16 protein-coding genes are annotated in these 19,369 nt (G+C 61.9%); 7 read left to right on the top strand and 9 right to left on the bottom strand.

All coding sequences use genetic code 11. The features are described from left to right. Positions 1-82: 82 nt before the first annotated feature. A complete protein-coding gene (locus JMY29_RS15320) occupies positions 83-1,117 on the bottom strand; it encodes a glycoside hydrolase family 26 protein (protein WP_189075355.1) in 1,035 nt (344 codons plus the stop codon). A 237-nt stretch (positions 1,118-1,354) separates the two neighbouring features. Between JMY29_RS15320 and JMY29_RS15315 the strand changes: the two genes are divergently transcribed. Beyond that, complete coding sequence (locus tag JMY29_RS15315) at positions 1,355-1,807, top strand: SRPBCC domain-containing protein (protein ID WP_064721482.1); 453 nt, start codon at positions 1,355-1,357, stop codon at positions 1,805-1,807. 34 nt (positions 1,808-1,841) lie between these two features. Here JMY29_RS15315 and JMY29_RS15310 read toward each other — a convergent pair whose 3' ends face one another. Genes JMY29_RS15310 through kdpF form a run of 6 tightly spaced genes read right to left on the bottom strand, consistent with a single transcriptional unit; the run spans position 1,842 to position 9,678 of the window. Next, on the bottom strand, positions 1,842-2,516 hold the full coding sequence (locus tag JMY29_RS15310; RefSeq protein WP_079580903.1) for a response regulator: 675 nt from the start codon (positions 2,514-2,516) through the stop codon (positions 1,842-1,844). Further along, positions 2,516-5,119, bottom strand: coding sequence for a DUF4118 domain-containing protein (locus JMY29_RS15305; RefSeq protein WP_189075354.1), 2,604 nt, complete (start codon positions 5,117-5,119; stop codon positions 2,516-2,518). Before JMY29_RS15305 ends, JMY29_RS15310 begins: the two co-directional genes overlap by 1 nt. A gap of 33 nt (positions 5,120-5,152) precedes the next feature. Continuing rightward, positions 5,153-5,764, bottom strand: a complete 612-nt coding sequence (locus JMY29_RS15300; RefSeq protein WP_189075353.1) for a potassium-transporting ATPase subunit C — start codon at positions 5,762-5,764, stop codon at positions 5,153-5,155. Between the two features lie 9 nt (positions 5,765-5,773). Continuing rightward, positions 5,774-7,909: a potassium-transporting ATPase subunit KdpB gene (gene kdpB / locus JMY29_RS15295; protein ID WP_189075352.1), complete on the bottom strand. Its 2,136-nt coding sequence runs from the start codon at positions 7,907-7,909 to the stop codon at positions 5,774-5,776. Further along, complete coding sequence (gene kdpA, locus JMY29_RS15290; protein ID WP_189075351.1) at positions 7,906-9,573, bottom strand: potassium-transporting ATPase subunit KdpA; 1,668 nt, start codon at positions 9,571-9,573, stop codon at positions 7,906-7,908. Before kdpA ends, kdpB begins: the two co-directional genes overlap by 4 nt. A 6-nt stretch (positions 9,574-9,579) precedes the next feature. Then, positions 9,580-9,678, bottom strand: a complete 99-nt coding sequence (gene kdpF, locus JMY29_RS15285; RefSeq protein ID WP_110503754.1) for a K(+)-transporting ATPase subunit F — start codon at positions 9,676-9,678, stop codon at positions 9,580-9,582. A gap of 338 nt (positions 9,679-10,016) precedes the next feature. Between kdpF and JMY29_RS15280 the strand changes: the two genes are divergently transcribed. The 3 genes from JMY29_RS15280 to JMY29_RS15270 all read left to right on the top strand — a co-directional run bounded on the left by JMY29_RS15280 (position 10,017) and on the right by JMY29_RS15270 (position 14,000). Beyond that, positions 10,017-11,414, top strand: coding sequence for a TrkH family potassium uptake protein (locus JMY29_RS15280; protein WP_189075350.1), 1,398 nt, complete (start codon positions 10,017-10,019; stop codon positions 11,412-11,414). A 214-nt stretch (positions 11,415-11,628) separates the two neighbouring features. Beyond that, positions 11,629-12,537 carry an alpha/beta hydrolase gene (locus JMY29_RS15275; protein ID WP_189075349.1) on the top strand — a complete coding sequence of 303 codons (909 nt, stop codon included), beginning with the start codon at positions 11,629-11,631 and terminating at the stop codon, positions 12,535-12,537. A gap of 224 nt (positions 12,538-12,761) precedes the next feature. Further along, positions 12,762-14,000, top strand: a complete 1,239-nt coding sequence (locus JMY29_RS15270; protein ID WP_189075348.1) for an SGNH/GDSL hydrolase family protein — start codon at positions 12,762-12,764, stop codon at positions 13,998-14,000. A 714-nt stretch (positions 14,001-14,714) separates the two neighbouring features. Here JMY29_RS15270 and JMY29_RS15265 read toward each other — a convergent pair. Both JMY29_RS15265 and JMY29_RS15260 read right to left on the bottom strand, forming a co-directional pair. Next, on the bottom strand, positions 14,715-15,155 hold the full coding sequence (locus tag JMY29_RS15265; RefSeq protein ID WP_189075347.1) for a hypothetical protein: 441 nt from the start codon (positions 15,153-15,155) through the stop codon (positions 14,715-14,717). 164 nt (positions 15,156-15,319) lie between these two features. Then, positions 15,320-16,432 (bottom strand): acyltransferase family protein, encoded by a 1,113-nt coding sequence (locus JMY29_RS15260; protein ID WP_193589909.1) that lies wholly within the window; start codon positions 16,430-16,432, stop codon positions 15,320-15,322. A gap of 243 nt (positions 16,433-16,675) precedes the next feature. Between JMY29_RS15260 and JMY29_RS15255 the strand changes: the two genes are divergently transcribed. The 3 genes from JMY29_RS15255 (at position 16,676) to JMY29_RS15245 (ending at position 19,322) form a co-directional block, all read left to right on the top strand. Beyond that, the gene (locus JMY29_RS15255) at positions 16,676-17,071 is read left to right on the top strand and encodes a hypothetical protein (RefSeq protein ID WP_227453552.1); all 396 of its coding nucleotides are present in this window, start codon (positions 16,676-16,678) and stop codon (positions 17,069-17,071) included. A 43-nt stretch (positions 17,072-17,114) separates the two neighbouring features. Further along, on the top strand, positions 17,115-17,936 hold the full coding sequence (locus tag JMY29_RS15250) for an alpha/beta fold hydrolase (RefSeq protein ID WP_189075345.1): 822 nt from the start codon (positions 17,115-17,117) through the stop codon (positions 17,934-17,936). Between the two features lie 576 nt (positions 17,937-18,512). Continuing rightward, positions 18,513-19,322 (top strand): acyltransferase family protein, encoded by an 810-nt coding sequence (locus JMY29_RS15245; RefSeq protein ID WP_189075344.1) that lies wholly within the window; start codon positions 18,513-18,515, stop codon positions 19,320-19,322. Positions 19,323-19,369 lie beyond the last annotated feature (47 nt).

Genomic DNA, 19,369 nt, shown 5'->3' with positions numbered 1-19,369 from the left:
GCCACTCCAGCCGCGCCTGCTCCCTGCCGCAGCCCCCTATCTCCCTGCTCTGGCCCCCTAATGCTGGTGTGCGCGCAGGGGCTCAGGATGGTGCGTCTCCGGCGGGCGAACATGCTGCGGGAGCGTCGGCGAAGGTGAACCAGTCCGGGAGGGCCGCCGTGTACGCCTCGCGCACCTGGGGATTTTTGGTTGCCGTCCAGTCCACGGTGGCCTTCACCTCAACCTCGTTCTTGTCCCATTCGAACCAGTTGATCATTTTCAGTGCGGGGTAGTCCGTGGGGATGGCCGGATCGAAGAGCTGACCCCACCAGGCCTCTTTAATGGCCAAAGCGTCGGCACCCTCGCCTGATGCGACCGTGAGGGCCGCAGTCTCAGGAATGGCCACGGGTTTGTTCCGGGCGGTCCCGTACTCGGTATAGAAGTCCGGGACGGCGAGATCGTCGCCGCCGGCACCGTTGTAGTTGCCGGTCAGTTGCTGAAGGAATTTGCCCTGTTCGGGAATGACGTTGGCACCCCAAGGGTAGGTATTGCCCCAGTGGTAGAGGGACATGCCCACCCAATCCACTGCATCATCCCCGGGGTAGTAGGGGGCGTAGGGATCGTCAACGCCGGTGACTTCGCCATCTTTGTTGGTGTCCAACGCAGCGAACTCCGGTGTTCCGGCTACGGCTTGATACTTACCGCCGCTAAAGGGGTATCCGCCGCCATAGTTCGGCGCCCACATCATGGCGCTTCCTGCCGCCTTTGCATGAATCGCTGTGGCCACGCGCTGATAGGCGGCCACGTAGGCCGTGGGTTGCTGGCCCCAGGCATACCAGGACCCATTCATCTCGTGGGCGAACCGGACGATCACGGGAACGCCCGCGTTGTTGAAGCGGGCCAGCATGGTTGACAAATCGACGGCAACCTCCGGTGTGACGGAAGCCAACCCTTGCTTGGGCTCGAGGGTGAGCAGCATCGTCCCGCCGTTGGCACGGATCTGCTCGAACGCGGCTTCAACGTTGCCTCTATCTGTCCCCGACATGGGAAAGTCGGTGAACGTCACCGTGACAGCGGGCCGTTGCCCAAGGTTCGCCGCGTATTGCTCAAGGGTTTCGTGCTCCCAGTCCAGATTCACGCCCGCCAGGATGCCTTCAGGTGGTGCCGAAGGAAAGGCGGCCCGGCACGTGGGGAGCGGCGAAGTGGTGGAGCCTGGCTGTGGTCCAACGCAAGCGCTCAGGGAACTCCCCAGCAGGGCCGCGCCAGTGACAGCAGCAAATAATTTACGGGCTCCCCAAATCATGGCTTTCAATGTAGCAGCGCACCTGTAGCATCATCATCATCACCGCATTCCCGCGTAGAGGAGCCGGAAGCCATGTCTGAGATATCCGATGGAACTGCCACCACTACCAGCAAGACATTCAGTCGTGAGACGCGGGTAGCCACTCTCATCGACGCGCCTCCCTCCAAGGTGTGGCGGCTGTTGACCGACGCCGGGAATTACCCCACGTGGAATTCCACGGTGGTGTCAGTGGACGGTGAGATTGCCCCGGGATCGAAGATCGCCTTGGTGTCCACGTTGGACCCCAGCCGCACGTTCAAACTCAAAGTCAAGGAATTCCAAGCGCCTGCCAAGCTCGCCTGGGGTGACGCTCTGGGAACCCGGACTTACACCATCACCGAGACCAACGACGGCCGGTCCCGCTTCGAGATGGCGGAGAAGATAGGCGGGCCCGTCTTCCCGCTCTTCGCCAATAAGATTCCGTCCTTCGACGCCAGTTTCACCCAGTTCGCCGCAGACCTGAAAGCGGCTGCCGAAAAAGCTTGAGAATGACGACGGCGGTGCGGGGCACCTGCCGGACTCAGGGGACAAACCTGTAGCCCATCCCTGGCTCGGTGATCAGGTGCCGGGGGCTCCCCGGTTCCTTTTCGAGTTTTCGGCGGAGCTGGGCCATGTAGACGCGGAGGTAGTTGGCTTCCTTGGCGTAGGCAGGGCCCCAGACTTCCGTGAGGAGTTGCTGCTGGGTGATGAGCTTGTCCGGGTTCCTGACCAGGATGTCCAGGATGTTCCATTCCGTGGGTGTCATACGGACGTCCTGGCCGGCCTTGGTGATTTGCCTCTTGCCCAGGTCCACTGTGAAGGAGCTGGTCTCAACCCTGGTGATCTCTTCGCTGGGTTCGGTGCTTCGGCGCAACAACGCCCGCAGCCTTGCCAGGAGTTCCTCCAACCCGAAGGGCTTGGTGATGTAATCGTCAGCCCCTGCGTCCAGGGCTTCCACTTTGTCGTTGGAGCCGTGCCGGGCGGAGAGCACCAGAATCGGTACAGCACTCCATTCACGCACTGCAGCGATGACGGCGTTCCCGTCCATGTCGGGCAGGCCGAGGTCCAGGATCATCACCGCGATGGGCCGTTGGGCGGCGGCGCGAAGGGCGGACTCTCCATCGGTGGCGGTCACCACCGTGTATCCCTGGCCTTTCAAGGTGATGGCGAGCGCCCTGACAATGTGGGGGTCGTCGTCCACGACCAGAATGTTCACTAGGGGCCTTTCGGGGCAGGCAGTGCGGTAACAGGGGGAGCCGCGGGGCGTTGCGGCAGGTCCGGGGCGGGGCCTGTGGAGAGGGGGAGCCTGATGAGCATGGTGAGTCCGCCTCCGGGTGTTTCTTCGGCGGTGAGTGTGCCACCCATGGCCTCGGTGAATCCTTGGGCTACGGCAAGGCCCAGGCCCACTCCCGTGGTCGCAGGAACATCGTCCAGCCGTTGGAAGGGCTGGAACATTTTCAGGACGTTGCTGGCCGGGACGCCTTGGCCGTGGTCAATGATGCGCAGTTCGCCGGCGGGCCTGCCGTCCAAGGTTGTGGTGCTGAACCCTCCCGCGGCGCCGGCGATGACCACCTCGGAGTCAGGGGCGTATTTCACGGCATTTTCCACGATGTTCGCGATGACCCGTTCCAGCATGCCGGCGTCCACTTCGGGCATGTTGGGTGGCAGGTCCACCCGGACCCGTCCAGGTGCGATGCCATGCAGGGCTGCGGGGATCACGTCGTACCAGCGCAGGGGCTTGATGAGGGCATTGACGGAATCTGAAGTGATGCGGGACATGTCCAGCAGATTGCCGACCAACCCGTCCAAGCGGTCCGAGCATTCGTCGATGGTTGCCAGCAGTTCCTGCTCTTCGTCCTCGGTGTACTGCACGCCAGGCTGGCGCAGCCCTCCAACAGCGAGCTTGATGCCCGCCAGGGGTGTGCGGAGGTCATGCGAAACGGCCCTGAGGATGGAGGTCCGCATGGTGTTGCTTTCGGCCAGCCGCGTCACTTCCCGGCGGGTGGCGGCGAGCTGGCCACGTTCGAGCAAAGCGGACAGATGCGCGCCGAAGGCTCCGAGGAGCCGACGGTCGCTGGCGGGCAGTATCCTGCCGCTGAGGACCAGCCTGGTGGTGCTGTCCACCTGTTCAATGTTGTCGACGTCGTCCTGGTCACCTTGGGTGCTGCCCGCTGCTGCGATGCGGCGCCATTCCGGCTCTGCTGGGGACGGCCGGAGCTGCCGGTTGTCCCCGGCAGAGGAAACGTACAGTGCCGCGCCGTGGACCTGGAAGACTTCCAGTGCTTGTTCCAGGAGATCCTGCACGGGGTCTTCTGCGGTGGTTGCCCCGCGGGTGAGGTCTGCCAGGGTGGCTGCTTCAGAGCGTGCGCGTGCTGCCTCCTTCGAGCGCCGAGCGGAGAGGTCCACCACCACAGCCACCGCGGAAGAAACTCCGGCGAACACCAGGAGGGCCAGGAGGTTCTGTGGGTCACTGATGGTCAGTGTCCCCATCGGCGGGATGGAGAAGTAGTTCACCAGGACGCTGCTCCAGAGCGCACCCAGAAGGGCGGGCCACAAGCCACCCACCAGGGCAACGGCTACCGAGCCGCTGAGCTGGATCAGCACTGCCGTGGCAATGTTGTGGGTTGGGGCCGCAGCAAGCACCAGCTGCAGCAGCACCGGAACGATCACGGCCATGGCAAAACCGACGGCTACACGCACACGCCCGAGGTCGCGTTTGCGGGTGCGCTCCAGGCCGCGGCCTCCCAGGGGGTGGGAGACCATGTGGACGTCGATGTCGCCGGATCCTCTGACGACTCGGCTTCCCACGCCACCGCTGAGGAGGTTCGCGGGGAATTTGCGGCGTGATACTCCCACCACGATCTGGGTGGCGTTCACACTCCGGGCGAAGTCCAGCAGTGCCTTGGCAGGGTCTTCTCCGGAGACGGTGTGGTAGCTGCCGCCGAGGTCCTTGATCAGGGTGCGTTGGGCTTCCAGGTCCTGGGGGGACTCGGCGGCCACACCGTCAGCGGCCCGGACGTGGACGGCCAGGAGGTCACCGCCGTTTACCCTCTTGAGGATCCGCGCGGCACGCCGGATCAGTACTTCGCCTTCGGCGCCCCCGGTCAGTCCAATGACGATGCGCTCGCGGGCAGGCCAACTTTCCTCGATCTGGTTCTCTGCCCGGTAGCGCGCCAATCCTTCGTCCACACGGTCAGCGAGCCAGAGCAGCGCCAATTCCCGCAGTGCTGTCAGGTTGCCCACCCGGAAGTAATTGGACAGGGCAGCGTCGATCTTGTCGGCATCGTAGATCTTGCCATCGCCCAGGCGCTGCCGGAGCAGCTCGGGCGAAATGTCCACCAGATGGATCTGGTCAGCGCGGCGCACGACGTCGTCCGGGACGGTTTCGGCCTGCTTGACGTCGGTGATGGCGCTGACAACATCGCCCAAGGAGGCCAGGTGTTGCACGTTCACCGTGGACAGGACATTGATGCCGGCGTCCAGCAATTCCTCAATGTCCTGCCAGCGCTTCTGGTTCCGGCTCCCGGGAATGTTGGTGTGGGCATACTCGTCCACGACCGCGGTGTGTGGGCGCCGGGCCAGGACCGCGTCCAGGTCCATCTCTTCGAAGGTGCTTCCCCGGTACTCGATGGACCGGGTCGGCACGATCTCCAGCCCCTGGGTGAGCGCTTGGGTATCGGCGCGTCCGTGGTGCATGGCGAAGGCCACCACCACGTCTTCGCCGCGGCCCAGCAGTCTGTGGGCTTCTTCGAGCATTGCGTAAGTTTTGCCGACGCCCGGTGCTGCTCCCAGAAAAATCCTCAGTGTTGCCCGCGCCATGTCCTCATTCTTCCACTCGGGAACCGAAGCTACTCACGGGTTCGCGGCCAGCCGGGCGACGTCCAGATTCAGCAGGGTCACGTTGACCGACGGCTGGCTGAGGAAGGCCTCGAGCCCGCTGCTGGTCTGCTGGTCCACCAAGGTCTGAACGTCGCCGGCTTCGAGTCCGTGGGCTTTGGCAACCCGCTGGACCTGGAGATCCGCGTAGGCCTTTGAAATGTGCGGGTCCAGCCCTGATCCGCTGGCCGTGAGGGCATCCGCCGGAATGTCGGCTGGGTTGGCGCCCTCCGCTGCCGCGATAGCTGCACGGTTGCTGTTCACGGCGTCCAGGAGTTTGGGATCGTTGGGTCCAAGGTTGCTGGCCGAGGACGACGCCGGGTCCCACATGACGGCGGACGGCCGGGCGTGGAACCACTGGGGGCTCTGCGTTCCTGACTCGTCCGCCATGGTCTGGGCTATGAGCGCTGATGCTGCCGGCCGCCCGGCGGAGTCTTTCACGATGGATCCGTTGGCCTGGAACGGCGCAACCAGCTGCCCTGCGCCGAAGACCGCCAGGGGGTAGAGCAAACCCAGCACGATGGTTGCCAGCAGCAGGAACCTGGCTGCGGTGCCTGCTTGGCGAAGGTATCCGGAAATGGTATTCATGGGTGGCTCCTAGCCGATGCCTGGGATGAGGGACAAGACCAGGTCAATGAGTTTGATTCCGAGGAACGGGGCAACCAGACCGCCCAATCCGTAGAGCAGCAGATTCCGGCCCAGGGCCTGGTTGGCTGACACTGCCCTGTACTTCACGCCCCGCAATGCCAAGGGGACCAGGACAATGATGATGAGGGCGTTGAAGATCACGGCTGACAGAATCGCCGACGCCGGACTGGCCAGCCCCATGATGTTCAGCAGTCCGAGCCCGGGGAAGGCTGCCGTGAACAGCGCCGGGACAATGGCGAAGTACTTGGCAACATCATTGGCCACGGAGAACGTTGTCAAAGCTCCCCGGGTAATGAGCAGCTGCTTGCCGATGCCCACAATGTTGATCAGTTTGGTGGGGTCCGAGTCGAGGTCCACCATGTTGGCTGCTTCTTTGGCCGCCGGTGTACCGGAATTCATGGCGACCCCCACATCCGCTGCCGCCAGCGCCGGAGCATCGTTGGTGCCGTCTCCGGTCATGGCCACCAGGCGTCCTTCACTTTGCTCCCGGCGGATGACGTCGAGTTTGTCCTCGGGCGTGGCTTCGGCAACGAAGTCGTCGACGCCGGCCTCCGCCGCGATCGCTTTGGCCGTCACCGGGTTGTCGCCGGTGATCATCACCGTTCGGATTCCCATGGCGCGCAGCTCGGCGAAGCGGGCTCTCATGCCCGGCTTGACCACATCGGCAAGGTGAACTGTTCCCAGAACCCGTGCGCCGCCGTCGTGCGTGCTTTCGGCTACCAGCAGCGGTGTGCCGCCTTGGGCGGAAATCTCCTGGACGCGGCGCTGGACTTCAGCCGGGAGGCGACCGCCGGCGTCGGTGACAAAATGCCCGACGGCGGACGCGGCGCCTTTGCGGATGAGGCGACCGTCCAGGTCCAGCCCGCTCATCCGGGTGCTGGCGGTGAACTCCACAACCGTGATGTCCGAGTAGGCGGTGCGCAGTCCGGCGAGGTCGGGACCGCCGATACCGCGGGCATCGGCAAGCTCCACGATGGACCGGCCTTCCGGTGTTTCGTCGGCCAGGCTGGAGAGCCGGGCGGCGGCGGTGAGTTCATCGAGTTCGACGTCGTTGGCCGGGAAGAAGTTCACGGCACGCCGGTTCCCGTAGGTGATGGTGCCGGTCTTGTCGAGCAGCAGCGTGGTGATGTCGCCGGCTGTTTCCACTGCTCGGCCGGATGTTGCCAGTACGTTGTGCTGCACCAGCCGGTCCATGCCCGCGATGCCGATGGCCGGAACCAACGCACCAATGGTGGTGGGGATGAGGCAGACCAGCAGCGCAACCAGCACGATGGGAGACGGAGTGGCGTTCGCCAGTGATGCGAAGGGCGCCAGGGCCATGGTCACTACCAGGAACACGATGGTCAGTGAGACGAGCAGGACGTGAAGGGCGATCTCGTTGGGGGTCTTTTGCCGGACGGCGCCCTCCACCAGCTTGATCATTCTGTCGATGAACGTCTCTCCGGGCTCGGCGGTGATGCGCACGACGATCCTGTCGGAGAGGACCTTGGTCCCGCCGGTCACCGAAGACCTGTCGCCGCCGGACTCCCTGATGACCGGTGCTGATTCGCCGGTGATGGTGGACTCGTCCACGCTGGCCAGGCCTTCGATGATTTCGCCGTCGGAGGGGATGACGTCCCCGGCTTCGCAGATGACGACGTCGTTGAGCTTCAGGTCAGTGCCGGCCACCACTTTGGTGCTTCCATCGTCCTGGCGCAGCCGTGCCGTGACACCCTGGCGGCTTGCCCGGAGGCTGTCCGCCTGGGCCTTTCCGCGGCCTTCGGCGATGGCTTCGGAGAGTGTTCCGAACAGCACCGTCAACCACAGCCACGCGGTGACTGCGATGCCGAAAATGTCCGGCTTCACGGCGCTGATCACGGTACAGGCCGCTGCTCCCACCAGCACGACGAACATGACGGGGGAGTGGATCATCTGCCGGGGATCGAGCTTCTTGAACGCGACCGGGAGGGCAGCCCGAAGCGCGGCGGCATTGAGCTTGGCCGGCGCCTTGGTGTGGTGCTTATGTTCCGGTGGAACGGGCGGAGCGTCAACGGGGTGGCCGGGTTTTTCGGTCTCCGCGGCCGGAGCCGTGCTGGAGTTGGTCATTTGATAAGTCCTTCTGCGAGGGGGCCCAGAGCCAGGGCGGGGAAGTAGCTGAGCGCGGTGAGGATCACGGTCACGCCCAGCAGCAGGGAGCCGAACAGCGGGCCGTGGGTTGGTACCGTGCCGGAGGAGACCGGGATTTTCCTTTGCCGTGCCAGGGAACCTGCGAGCGCAAGGACCAAGGCGATGGGAAGGAACCGGCCCAACAGCATGGCGAGCCCCAACAGGGTGGAGAGGTAGGGGCCGGAGCTGGTGATGCCGCCGAAGGCTGAACCATTGTTGTTGGCACCGGAGGTGAAGGCGTAAAGCAGTTCACTGAACTGGTGCGGTCCTGATGCCGGGGCATTGGCCATCACCTCCGGCAGGAGTGCCGAGACAGCAGCGAGTACCAGCACCAGGGTGGGGGTTACCAGGATGTAGAGGGCCGCGATTTTCATTTCGCGGGGGCTGATCTTCTTGCCCAGGAATTCCGGGGTCCGCCCCACCATCAGCCCTGCGATGAAGACAGCGATGATGGCCAGGACCAGCATGCCGTAGAGCCCGGATCCTGTTCCGCCGGGTGCCACTTCGCCGAGCATCATGTTCAGCATCGCGACGCCGCCGGCCAAGGGAGGCAGCGAGTCGTGGGCGACGTTCACCGCTCCGGTGGAGGTCAGGGTTGTGGACGCGGCGAAGATGGAACTGGCCGCCGGACCCAGGCGCTGTTCGAAGCCTTCACCCAGGCCGCCGGCTGCCGCCGTCGCCGTTCCTTGTGCGGAGGAGACGGCCCAAGCCATCAGGCACGTCGAGGTCAACCAGAGGGCACCCATGACGGCGGCGACGGTGTAGCCCTGGCGCTGGTCTCCCACCATCCGCCCGTACATGTACGGCAGTGCGGAAGGGATGAGGAGAATGAGGAAAACCTGGAACAGACTGGTGAAGACGCTCGGGTTTTCAAAGGGGTGGGCTGAGTTGGCGTTGAAGTAGCCGCCTCCGTTGGTGCCCAGGACTTTGATGGCTTCCTGTGAGGCCACGGGACCGCCGGGAATGGTCTGCGCGGCGCCGGTGGCGGCGTTCGTGACGTCGGTGGACCAGAAGTTCTGCACGACGCCGCCAATCACCAAGGCGATGGCCGCTACGGTCGCGATGGGCAACAGGATGCGGAACGAAGCGCGGGCGAGGTCCACCCAGAAGTTGCCCAACCGGTCTGTTGTGGTCCTGACGATGCCGCGGATCAGGGCCACGACCACCACGATTCCCACCGCGGCAGAGAGGAAGTTCTGTACGGCGAGCAGGCACATCTGGACGAAGATGCCCACGGTGGCCTCGGGAACGTATGTTTGCCAGTTGGTGTTGGTGACGAACGAGATCGCCGTGTTCATGGCAACCCAAGGGTCCACGCCCGGCAGGGAATTGCTGCCCGGCAGCACGCCTTGGAGACGCTGCAACGCGAAGATCACAAGAATGGAGATCAACGAGAAGAGCAGAACGCTGCGCAGATATACAGACCAGCTCTGTTCAGTCCCGGCGTCCACTCCGGCCAGGCGGTAGAGGACCTTTTCAGGCTTTGAGTGTTTGGTACCTGTGAAGACCCGGGCCATGTACACACCCAAAGGCTTGTGAAGGAGAAGCAGTACCAGAACCAGGACGGCTATCTGGGTGATGAAGGATGCAGTACTGAAGACCACCCGGGGTCACCACTTTTCCGGGTTGAGGAGCACAGCCAGCAGGTACCCTGCAAGGGCCAGGCCAAGGATGAACAGACTGACCCACATGATCGCGTCCGCGTTCATCGCCCACTCACCGGGCCTTCGCCGTCCACCATCATGCCCAACAGGTGGGCCACCCACATCACGATTCCCATGCTCACCACAAGAATCACCACAACAGCCACGTCGGCCACTGGAACGTCCTTTCATCAGTGCCCCGATTGCGGGGCTGATGACAGTCAACTCCCGCAAAAGTGCTGAAAAGACGTTCCTTACGGTTCCTTAATGCGGACGTGGGAAATCTTGATGCGCTCTTAACGCGGGGGCGTTAAGGATTCGTCAAGATCTGCCCGCTTCCCGCCAATCCATAGCTGATCGGTGCTAGCTTCGGCACGGAAGCCTACCCATTAGGAAGATCGGGCATGACTGAACGCTCCCTCATCCGCCGCAGCCCGCTGCAACTGGCTGTTGCTGACCAAGGGCAGCGCTTGGTGTCGGGGCTGCTGCATCCGGTCCGTCTGGTGCCTCTGGCTTTCCTGGCGGTGATCATCGTCGGCGCGGGCGTGCTGATGCTGCCGATATCGAGGACAGGCGACAGCGGCGATATCGTCACCACAGCGTTCTTCACCGCGGTGTCGTCTGTGTGCGTCACCGGTCTGATCACCGTTGACACTGCTACGTACTGGACGCCTTTCGGGCATGGGGTGATCCTGGCACTGATTCAGGTGGGTGGCTTCGGGATCATGTCCCTGGCAACCCTGTTGGCATTGTTTGTGCGGAAGACCATTGGCCTGCGTGGCCAGCTGGTGGCCCAGTCCGAGACCCACACCCTGAACTTCGGCGACGTGAAGTCCGTCCTTTTCAAGGTCCTCAAAATTATGGCCGTTTTCGAGGCGTGCACGGCGCTCATCCTGACAGTACGTTTCTGGATCGCTTATGACGACAACCCCGGCACGGCCCTCTGGCATGGGGTCTTCCATGCGATTTCCGCCTTTAATAACGCAGGCTTTGCCCTGTACAGCGACAACCTCATCGGATTCGCTGAAGACCCCTGGATCATCGTCCCCATTTGTGCCGCCATCGTTGCTGGAGGACTGGGTTTCCCGGTGATCATCCAGCTGTTCAGGACCGGCCTCAAGTTCAAGAACTGGACCGTGCATCTCCGGCTGACCGTCTACGGTTCTTTGCTGCTGCTGGGCGCGGGCATAGTGCTGTTCGCGGCCTTCGAATGGAACCGCCCGGAGACGCTGGGGCCGCTAAGTTTCACCGGCAAATTGTTGGGTTCCCTGGCAGGGGGCGTGTTTCCCAGGACGGCCGGTTTCAACAGCATTGACTACGGCGTAGCCACCCCGGAAACGCTGATGGTCACCAACATTCTGATGTTCATCGGCGGCGGGAGCGCAGGAACCGCCGGCGGTATCAAGATCACCACGTTCCTGGTCCTGGGCTTCGCCATCTGGAACGAGGTTCGCGGACGCGAGCAGGTCACCATCGCGCACCGCTCCATCAGCTCATCCACCCAACGGCAAGCGCTCACCGTGGCCTTGCTGGGTGTAGGAGCCGTTGTCCTGGGGACACTGCTGCTCCTCATGGTTACCGACTACAGCCTGGAGAAAGTGCTCTTCGAAACCATCTCCGCGTTCGGCACGGTGGGCCTAAGTACAGGAATCACCTACCACCTGCCGCCCACCGCAGAATGGGTGCTGATGGCCTTGATGTTCACCGGCCGCATCGGCTCCGTCACCGTTGCCTCAGCCATCGCGCTGGCATCCCGGCCGAGGTTGTTCATGCTCCCCGAGGAACGGCCGATCATCGGTTAGGCACCGGGGATCACGACGGCGTTGCTACCGCCGGCTTTTGCGTGGGGTCTGCGCCGGGTGTCATCCCAAGGAGGAAGTCCTCGTACCCCGAACGGACTACCCAAGTGAGCACCCTGGGGTGACGCGCTCGCCGCCGGGACAAGCGAGGCTGGATACAGGGCGCACGGCGCGCACTGGGAAGGCATGTTTGAAGAGGGCAGTAAAGAAACTACTCGTGACAGTCTCTGCGATTGGAGCCGTGGTGGCGCTGGGGTTGGCGACCACCAGCGTGGTGAACGTAGTGGCGAGCAATTCCGAGAGCAGCAGGATTGAATCCTATGGTCAGCGGGTGGAGGTGGACGGCAGGAAGATCAACGTCCTGGTGACCGGCAGCGGCATCAAGGACGTCGTCCTGTTACCGGGCTTTGGGACGTCGTCGCCGGTGCTGGACTTCGCACCTCTGGTCCGCGATCTTTCCAAGGACCACCGGGTGATTGTGGTGGAGCCGTTGGGCTACGGATTGAGTGATGGCACTGACCGGGACCGGACTACCGAAAACATCGTGCAGGAAGTTCATGGGGCCCTCCAGGCTCTCAACGTCAATCGCTACATCCTGATGGGGCACTCCATCGCCGGTCTCTACGGCATCGACTACGCCAACCGTTACCCGGAGGAAGTCAGCGCCTTTGTCGGCATTGACACTTCCGTCCCGGGGCAACCAGGCATGGATACAGAGTTCCCTACAGGCCTGATGTCTGTCGCGAAAAACCTTGGCCTGCTCCGGCTCATCACAGCTGTGACCAGCTCCGACGACAACCCCGTTTATACCGAATACGCGCGTGAGCAGATGCAGATGCTCACCAACCGGAATTCGATGTCGCCCACGTACCTCAACGAGATGGAGCACATAGGCTCGAACTTCCAGCGCGCCCTGGGAACCGGCTTCCCGAAGGATCTGCCGCTGCTGCTGTTCGCGGTTGCGGAGAACAAACAGAACCCGGAGTGGCTCGAGCTGCACCGGCGCCAGGCCGCCAGCGTCACCGACGGCACCGTGGTGCCCATCCCCGGCGAGCACTACCTCCACCACACGCACGCGGGAGAGCTCGCGGATGGAATGCGGGCCTGGGAGGTCGGGCGGGGTTAGGCTCAGTCGCGAAAGCGATCAGAAACGCACGACGGCGGTGCTGGCGCAGCCTCGTGCACTGGCGGATCGTTAGGTTTCGCGAGGACAGGTCCCCGATTGTAACTAGGTGCAATCCGTCTCAGCCGGGCGCCACGGCGCTTAATGCCACTTATGCCAGCGCTGCTGCCCTCGCGGGGAAGGCTGATACTTCCTCGGTCACAGCCAAGCTGGACAAGACCGAGGCGGTGGCGAAGTACGGCCCGACCACCTCCGCGCTCCAGGATGCATTGGGTCGCATCTACACGGGTGCCAGCGATGTCAATATCCTGATCATCTCGGATTCAACCGTGGCCCAAGGCGCAACCACGACGTGGGGCATGGGCCTACCAGCAGAGTTGGCGGCGCTGTTTCCTACGCACAACATCGTGACGCGCTGGTACCGCGACGGGAGCGTTGCCTACAACAACCCTGTCACCATCACCGGTACAGGTGCGCGCAACATCAACCTGTGGATGGGTTCTGTTGCTGGCAAGGATTCTGCCTACCCGGTTACCGGCTACGCCACGCTGGTCACCCCGGCAAACGCGGACGTCATCATCTTTTCCCACGGCCACAACGAGCTCTCGACAGACACGTTACGGCAGATGCGGGACCGGTACGTCCAGAACCTCGAAACCATCCGAACTTGGGCTCCGTCCGCGTCAGTCGTCCTTATGTCTCAGAACCCGGGCAGCAGCGCATCCGCGCAGAAGTCCGGCGTCCGTGTAGACATGTACCGCAGGATCGCCGCCGAACGCGGCTACGCGTTCATTGATGCGCACATGGTGGTCCTCCGCGATGGGCGGGACGTCAACACCGTTCTTGTTCAGGGTGACGGCTTGCACCCCACGGCGGCTGGCCATCTCGTGTGGCTTGCCGAGGTTATGCGGCACTTCCAGAACACCACAGTGGGGCAGCCAGCCACCTCCACGACACCTAGCCTCTACACGTCCCGTCGCAACATGCTCACCAATGGGGACTTGACGGACACCAGCGTGCCAGGCGGGTTCGTCCTGGCCGGATGGTACGGAAAGAACGTGACCCACTCGCAGTCCACGGCCATAAAGAAATCCAAGAGATACAGCTACAAGGTGGCAAAGACGGCTGCCCACGCTTCCGCGAAGCTGTTCCAGACCATCCCGCCCGCGCTCGTCGCTGGCAAGGACGTGACGGTGGCGGTCCGCATGGACATCCCATCAGGCAAGCCAGCAACAGCAGGGCGGGTGTCCGTGGTTGACACCGTCTCGGCCCTGATGAACTCGACAGAGTACCGGCCGATTTATGATCAGTGGCATTGGAAGATCGTCACGACCACTGTTGCCGCAGCATCAACAGGGCTCACCGTGAACCCGTTCACCGACCCCAACGGAACCGCGAGCCTGGAAGAGGTCGACGTCGACAGGATCGTGGTCACACAGGGAAGCTTCCCCAATGACGTCTACTAAGCCGTAAGGCCGTACCAGTCAGTGGCGGGGGTGGTGTGGAAAGGGTGTTCACAGGCGCAATCTTGGCTACCCAAGGCGGTGGCTTCCCGCTCCATCGACAGGTCCGCGCACCTAGCGGGGCGGGCGGGGGAAGCCCCACCACGCTCCGTCTCAGGGCGTTGCCGGTCTCGGGCTCTGAGTATTCATGCTGGCACTGGGGCACTGAGTGGCCGGCGATGGCATCTTTTCTGAGGACTCCCGCACGATGATCACGACAACACCAGCAACGAAGGCACCAACGACAGACAGCGTCCAGACCATTTCCGCGTGCATGAGTCCCCCAAAAGTCGAAACCAATTGAGCTTCAGTGCACGGGTACCTAGCTGTTTCCTCGACCCGCGTCACGCCGAATGAAACGCGAGGACCGGGTCTTTTGATATCCGCTACGCCTGGGCTTTACTGAGGTGCATGGTGACGCGAAAGATTCCTAGCAAGGTGCTCGATATCCTCAGGGAGGAGGTGGGGTTTCACTGTCCCATCGATGTAGATGGGGATGTCTGCGGAAGCCCATATTTGACGTGGCATCACTTTGATCCTCCGTTCAGAGTGGAAAAGCGCCATCGTCCTGAAGGGATGATTGCACTCTGCCGGGAGCATGCAGATAAGGCAGACAACGGAAGCTACACCGATGACCAACTGAGGCGCTATAAGGCCGAAGGTAAAGGCCGCGGACTCTCAGTGTCCGGTCGCTTTGATTGGATGCGAAGGTCGATCCTCGCGGTCGTAGGCGGTAATGCTTTTCTCGACACTGACGTGCTTATTCAGGCCGGGGACCGCAAGATAGTGTGGTTCTCCAAAAACGCGCACGGTGAGCTCCAATTGAACTTTGAGATGCCGACCACGTCGGGCAGGCCGCGTGCTTCCATTATCGACAATTGCTGGGTAATCGAACCGGACGCTGACTGCAAGGTGGAATGTCCGCCGATGGGCCGGCTGGTTAGCGTCACATACGGAAACGGCGACATGTTTAGGGCGGAATTCCTCACAATCAGAGACGAAGCTGAACTGGTACAGCGTGTTCCGGTAGTTCGACTGGATCCGGAGTTTCCGTTCGAATATCCCCTGACAGTGGTACAGCTGGCGCAGGTGGCCTCCAACACCGAGCTGCAGTTCCACCCGAACAAGACCACGACAGGACCACTCTCTCTTTCGGGGGGGGCTGACAATTGGAGGGCCCCTAGGCATCGCCTTCGACAACTTGGCTCCCGATTTTGTCAGATCCTCGCCGCTCTCTGGCTTCGGCGTGCTCTTCGAGAGCGATTAGGTGGTGAACTTCGGTGCTACCTGACAAAGGCCCTGCGGCCCCTGGACGGTCGCACTGCTCCACGTCCAGCCCAATGCCTAATCTGCTTCTCTACCGGGCGCTCGAACCACTCATGCAAAGCTGCTGATCCAAGAACCGCAGCAATGAGCACCACGCCAGAGGCGAGGATTCCTGCAACGTTCGGAAGCCTATTGATTGCAGGAGCTGCGCTGAGAATGAACAGCTCGTGGACCAGATAGAGCGCGAATGACCACTCGCCAAGCTTGACTATGGGGCGGGCCGCGAAGTGACCGCCTGTGGCTCGTATATCGCGCGAAGCAGCAGCAGCGATGATAGCCGCAAACCCGGGCAGCATCCAAAGGTCCGCAACCACGTACGGCATACGTTCCGGATCCTTCAAGGCCACGTCTGTTGCCAGCATGATCATGGCGTAAAGCCCCGCTGAGAAGAGCAGGGCATGACTGAGGGTGAACTTAGGAGTCCAGCCATTTTTGATCAAGGTAGCCAAGCAGATGCCAATGATGAACTCACCCAGTCGAAACGCGGGAAGGGTGTAGAGCAGGTACCCCAACTGGCTTGTAGGAAACACCAGTACGCAGATCCCTGCGACGCCAACCATTGATACAGCAGTTATGACCATGACTCGCGCCGGACGCAGGAACCGCAGAGCTTGGAACGCGAATGGGAACACCAGGTAAAAGAACATCTCGCAGGACAAGGACCACGAGACTCCGTTGAAGGCGTACCTTATGTCGCCCGCCGGGAACCATCCTTGCGTGAGCGTCAGGACAGCAGGGAGAGCAGCCCAGTTGATGGTTGCGCCGGTGATGAATAGGGCTGTGACCATAGCGAAAATGGTCGTAAGGGCATGCAGCGGCCACACCCTAGCGAACCGCCGCCAGTAGAACTGAGAATTGGGCAGTCCTGGCTTTCTCGACCAGGCAAGGACGAAACCGGACAACACAAAGAAGAAACTCACCCCGGTATAGCCGAGGCCGACGACCTTAGAAGCTGGCCCTGCCGGTTCCAAGTATTTTGCAGTGTGGAAGAGCACCACGATCAAGGCCGCGTAAAAACGAAGGCCCGTAAGGCTGTCCAGGCGCACGTTGGCAGCGGTGACGTTATGCAAGTAGTTCCCCCAATGCGAATGTTGTCAAGTCAAAGAACATTCTAGAGGCAACATAAGACCGGTCATGCTCCTCCTCCGGTACATGCTCTCACTCTTCTGGGTCCGGCTGTTGCTAAGGATGTTTGAAGAGGTCAGTTAAAAAGTTGCTCGTGACAGTCTCCGCCATCGGAGCCGTGGTGGCGCTGGCATTGGCGACGACCACTGTGGCAACCGGGCACCGATACGCAATTCCCCACGGGCCTGATGTCAGCGGCGAAGAACCTTGGCCTGCTCCGGGTACTCACTGCTATCGCGTTCGCGGACGACAACAACCCCGCCTACTCGGACTATGCAAATGATCAAATGCAGATGCTCACCAACCGGAATTCGATGTCGCCCACGTACCTCAACGAGATGGAGCACATAGGCTCGAACTTCCAGCGCGCCCTGGGAACCGGCTTCCCGAAGGATCTGCCGCTGCTGCTGTTCGCGGTTGCGGAGAACAAACAGAACCCGGAGTGGCTCGAGCTGCACCGGCGCCAGGCCGCCAGCGTCACCGACGGCACCGTGGTGCCCATCCCCGGCGAGCACTACCTCCACCACACCCATGCAGGGGAGATCGCGGATGGAATGCGGGCTTGGGAGGTTGGGCGGGGTTAGCACATCCTTCCTGCCAGCGGCCGGGCGAGCGTACGCTGAGGCAATGGAGTCCGAAGTCAGGACCTTATCCCTGAACACCGGGATCAGCGTGCCTTGTTTTGTGCAAGGGAACCTTGAACAAACAGCCGACGACGGCGGCGCACCACTGCTGCTCCTACACGCCTGGGGCGAATCCTGGCGGAGTTTCGATCGCCTCATTGCGGCCCTCCCGGGGTTGGTGATTGTGGCACCTGGCTTGCGGGGTCATGGCGCGGCCGACAAACCCAGCAGCGGCTACTCGCTTCCTAACGTTGTTGAGGACGTCGTCGGCATGCTGGAGGTGCTCGGCGCCAAACAGGCACATGTCCTGGGTTCATCCAGCGGTGGTTACGTAGCCCAGCAACTCGCTGTCTCTCATCCGGACCGTGTCGCATCCTTGACGTTGGTAGGCGCACCCCTGACGCTCCACGGAAGGCCACCATTTGCGGCCGAGGTGGAGCGGCTTACTGACCCGATCTCAGAGAACTGGGTTCGTGAGTCTTTGGCCTGGTACAGAATGCTGCACGCCGTGCCGACCTCATACATTGAGGACCGAGTACAGGACGGTCTAGCCATGCCAGCCTCGATTTGGAAGGCTTCACTGCGAGGATTCTGCGAGGCCGTTCCCCCAACGGAGACCGGCGAGATTTCCGTCCCGACGCTGATGCTTTGGGGCGCCCACGATCACCTTGTGCCGCGACAGCATCAGGAAACCCTGGTTGGCCGCATCAAGGGCGCACGAGTCCAGATCTACGAGGCGACCGGTCATCTGGTGCTCTGGGAGTGTCCGGAGAGAGTCGCCGAGGATTTGACGCGCTTCCTCGGAGGGCTGTTCGAACGCCCGTAGCTTCGCCGACAGTGGCTCGAGCCGTTCCGGCATCAGGCCGCCAGCGTCGCCGACGGCACCGTGGTGCCACTACCTGGCGAGCCATACGTCCACCACAATCATGTAGGCGGGAGATCGTTGATGGAGTGCGGGCGCGGGAGGTTGGGTGGGGTTAGTGATGTGTCAGCACATAGGACACGACTGCGATAGTTGCAACGAGGAGGGCTGTGAGCCCAGCGTAGGCAGGCCACTTCGGCTTTGACTTCTGAGGATTGATGTCGATGTATGGCAAGCGATGTCCTTTCTACAGCAGCAATGCTGGTTCTCTTTGCAGACGTCCTTGGTTCTGCACTCAGGTACCCAAGTTCACGAGGGAGCGGCACGCCCCTGTTTGGGCAACATTGAGTTGGAGCGTGCCGCCCGCATAATCATAAGGCTACTTTTCAAAATTATTGAATGCTTGGCGTGGATTTCGACTAGACGCACAATCTGGCCCGTTTCGCGGCTACTTATTACAAGGTCCAGGACTGGTAATAAGTAGCCTTCGAATTGGTCCCGTAGGATATACCTAGTCTCAGATCCAACAGCGGGGGAAACATGGCGCAATCGACGCTGACCAAATCCAGCCTCTCAAGTCAACGCGCGAGGAAGCCATCCAGTAAACGACTTGATATCCATGGGCTCCGCGCTGTCGCGGTATTGGCTGTCGTCGCGAACCACCTAACCGGCTTGCCGGGAGGAGGATTCGTTGGTGTGGACGTCTTCTTCGTCATCTCGGGCTTTGTCATAACGCTTGGCCTGATGCGGGAACACGAGATGAAGGGCACGATTTCGTTTAGGGACTTCTACGTCCGGCGGGTGGCTCGAATTCTCCCCGCCAGCACCGCGACCATAGTCATTACGGTCACAGCTAGCTACTTCGTTTTCTTCGCCGCGCGAGCCAGTGGCGTGCTTCAGGACGGCGTATGGGCGCTTCTATTCTCGGCCAACTGGCGCTTTGCCTCGAGCGGCACGGACTATTGGGCCGAAGACAGCCCGATCTCTTCCTTGCAGCACTACTGGTCTCTTGGCGTTGAAGAGCAGTTCTACTTTGTTTGGCCTTGGGTCCTCGTCCTGGTCTTGGGTATCGCTGCCAAGTTCGGTGCGTCGGCGCTTCGACGAAGATACGCCCCTAGCGACCGTTCTCTTCGGTCTCGCGCTTGTTTCGTTTCTTTGGGCGATGGCCGAGATCGCAACCCACGCACCTTGGGCCTATTTTTCGACGGCTTCCCGCGCATGGGAGCTTGGCGTTGGAGCGCTACTTGCCGTCATTGCGCCCATGTTCAATACCATTGGGCAAACGCTTCGATCTGTCCTGGGGTGGACTGGCGTGGCAGGCGTGGCGCTGAGCCTCGTTATTATCGCTAAATCCTTTACGTTCCCCGCGCCTTGGGCAGGGCTTCCCGTGCTTTCAA

The organism is Paenarthrobacter nicotinovorans, from assembly GCF_021919345.1.
Taxonomy (GTDB): domain Bacteria; phylum Actinomycetota; class Actinomycetes; order Actinomycetales; family Micrococcaceae; genus Arthrobacter; species Arthrobacter nicotinovorans.
The sequence above is the reverse complement of the archived record's forward strand: the minus strand, read 5'-3'. Positions and strand labels throughout refer to the sequence as shown.

What these genes read in the sequence shown, in the direction of transcription:
- JMY29_RS15315 (WP_064721482.1), top strand. Translation starts at nt 1,355, where the DNA reads ATGTCTGAGATATCCGATGGAACTGCCACCACTACCAGCAAGACATTC.
- JMY29_RS15305 (WP_189075354.1), bottom strand. Translation starts at nt 5,119, where the DNA reads ATGGCGCGGGCAACACTGAGGATTTTTCTGGGAGCAGCACCGGGCGTC.
- JMY29_RS15300 (WP_189075353.1), bottom strand. Translation starts at nt 5,764, where the DNA reads ATGAATACCATTTCCGGATACCTTCGCCAAGCAGGCACCGCAGCCAGG.
- kdpB (WP_189075352.1), bottom strand. Translation starts at nt 7,909, where the DNA reads ATGACCAACTCCAGCACGGCTCCGGCCGCGGAGACCGAAAAACCCGGC.
- kdpF (WP_110503754.1), bottom strand. Translation starts at nt 9,678, where the DNA reads ATGAACGCGGACGCGATCATGTGGGTCAGTCTGTTCATCCTTGGCCTG.
- JMY29_RS15280 (WP_189075350.1), top strand. Translation starts at nt 10,017, where the DNA reads ATGACTGAACGCTCCCTCATCCGCCGCAGCCCGCTGCAACTGGCTGTT.
- JMY29_RS15255 (WP_227453552.1), top strand. Translation starts at nt 16,676, where the DNA reads ATGTCAGCGGCGAAGAACCTTGGCCTGCTCCGGGTACTCACTGCTATC.
- JMY29_RS15250 (WP_189075345.1), top strand. Translation starts at nt 17,115, where the DNA reads ATGGAGTCCGAAGTCAGGACCTTATCCCTGAACACCGGGATCAGCGTG.
- JMY29_RS15245 (WP_189075344.1), top strand. Translation starts at nt 18,513, where the DNA reads ATGGCGCAATCGACGCTGACCAAATCCAGCCTCTCAAGTCAACGCGCG.